The following is a 2,167-nucleotide window of genomic DNA, read 5'->3' as shown; positions in this document are numbered from 1 at the left end:
CCGGCCCGGCGCCGACGCGGTCGCCCGGCACGTCGCCCAGCGCGACTGCGCCGCCCGACGCAAGCGCTGGCACCTCAAGAGCAATACATTGCCGGGCGTGCCTGTGGCCGTCACGGCGTCATCCGCCGGACGGGACAGGGCTCGACGCGTCGCGAGTCGCACTGACACAGATCGTCAACTGATTGATTCTCACGGGTCTGGTCGCTGTCCCGGTCCTGCGCGAGGGTTCCAAGAAGGCGGCAGTGCGGCATGTGCGCACTCGATCTGCTGCCGCGCCGAGCGTTCAGGCGCACCCACGAAAGAAGGAAACACAGCCCTTATGCGCGCCCTTGTGGTCGATCACAGTGAGGCCGGCCCCGTCCGGTTCGCCGATGTCGATGAGCCCGTACCGTCCGCCGGTGAGGCGTTGGTGGAGATACGGCACATCGGTCTCAACTTTGGAGAGCTGAATTACGTGGACCAGTGGCCGGCCGGCGCTGTGCACGGTCACGACGCGGCCGGCGTCGTGGTGCGCGCCGCGTCCGACGGCTCGGGGCCGCCCGTAGGTACACGCGTCGCAGTGGGAATGGCTCCCCACGCGTGGGCGGAGCGGGTGGCAGTCAGCCCCGCCTCACTCGGCGCCGTCCCCGAGGGCGTGGACCTGGCCGACGCCGCCGCGCTGGGGATCGCCGGAGTCACCCCGTTGCGGGTGCTGCGCACACGTTCCCTGCTGGCGCGCAACGTTCTGGTCACCGGCGCCAGCGGGGGCGTGGGGCACTTCGCCGTCCAATTGGCGGCGCTGGCGGGCGCCCGGGTGACGGCACTCGTCGGTTCGCCGGAGCGGGCCGCCGGACTCCGTGAACTCGGCGCCGACAACGTCCTGACCGACCTGGCCGGGACCGAGGACCGGTTCGACCTCGTCCTGGACACGGTCGGCGGACCACTAGTGGCCCAGGCGTGGAGTTCGCTCGCCGAGGGCGGCACCATCCACCTGGTCGGTTACTCCTCCGGGCAGGAAACCACCTTCCCGTCAGGGACCTTGTTCGGCTTCGGCGAACCCCGCAGCATCGCCACCTACGGAGACATGACGCCCACCGGCGGGGAGCTGACGGACCTGCTGGGCCTCATGGCCGCCGGGAGGCTCTCGGCGCCGGTCGGACTGCGAGGCGACTGGCAGGGCGTGGACGACGCCGTCCGGGCGCTGTTCGCGCGGAAGGTGCACGGAAAGGCCGTTCTTGACGTGGCCTGACGCTGTGGACGAGGACACATGCGCCTCGCCCGCCGGTGGGCGGTTCACGGCGGTGGACGAGGATGGACCCATGGATGTGCTGGCGGAGGTCTTGCGCGTTTCGGGTGCGCGTGGCGGGCTCGGGGTCATGCTGAAGGCCGGAGGAACCTGGGGCCTGTGGCTGGACTCCTCTCCAGGAGCGGCACTGCACGTGGTGTCCCGCGGCACCATGTGGCTGCACGCCACGGGCGAGAAGCCTCTTCAGGTGCAGGCCGGAGACGCCGTCCTGGTGCCGCCGGGCACCGCACACGGGATAGCCGGCGGCGCCGACAGGACGATGGGGTCCTGCGACCGCGAGGCAGCGGCCCGGTCTTTCGCCGATGGCCGGGCCCTGCGGCTGGGCTCGGCGCCGGTGCAGACGGAAGTGATCGTCCTGCGCTACGAGCAGGACCCGGAGGTGCGCACACCGGTGCTTACCTCCCTCGCCCGGCCGATGCATGTCACAGCCCGGGAGAACGCGCAGCTCAGAAGGACCGTCGAACTTCTCGCTGCCGAGCTCGCACAGCCGCAGATCGGCACCACCGCCGCCATCAACAGCATCGTCGACCTTCTGCTCGTCCAGTTCGTACGCGCCTGGCTGGCCCGCCACCCGCAGGAGAAGTCCGGCTCATGGCTGGGAGCGATGCGTGATCCGGTCGTGCGCGACGCTCTGGCATGCGTCCACGCCCAACCGGAACACCCCTGGACCACGGAGACCCTGGCCGCCGCCGCGAGCGTCTCCCGAGCGACGCTGTCCAGGCGTTTCCGGTCCGCCCTCGGACAGACGCCGGGCGCGTACGTGATGCAGTGGCGCATCGACCTGGCGTCGATCCGGCTCCGCGATACCGATGAGCCGGTCGAGTCGATCTCCGACGCGGTCGGATACGGCTCTCCGCACGCTTTCAGCCGTGCCTTCAGACG

Annotated in this window: 2 protein-coding genes; both read left to right on the top strand. The window is 70.6% G+C overall.

What is annotated here, in order from left to right; translation table 11 throughout:
- The first annotated feature begins 319 nt into the window (after positions 1-319).
- Complete coding sequence (locus tag ACIO9J_RS44815; protein ID WP_402012179.1) at positions 320-1,228, top strand: zinc-binding dehydrogenase; 909 nt, start codon at positions 320-322, stop codon at positions 1,226-1,228.
- A gap of 70 nt (positions 1,229-1,298) precedes the next feature.
- Positions 1,299-2,167: cupin domain-containing protein (locus tag ACIO9J_RS44810; protein ID WP_402012176.1), on the top strand; the 869-nt coding region annotated here is incomplete at its 3' end.

Source organism: Streptomyces sp. NPDC087300 (genome assembly GCF_044744425.1).
Classification (GTDB): Bacteria; Actinomycetota; Actinomycetes; order Streptomycetales; family Streptomycetaceae; genus Streptomyces.
This window is presented reverse-complemented; position numbering and strand designations above follow the sequence as displayed.

What these genes read in the sequence shown, in the direction of transcription:
- ACIO9J_RS44815 (WP_402012179.1), top strand. Translation starts at nt 320, where the DNA reads ATGCGCGCCCTTGTGGTCGATCACAGTGAGGCCGGCCCCGTCCGGTTC.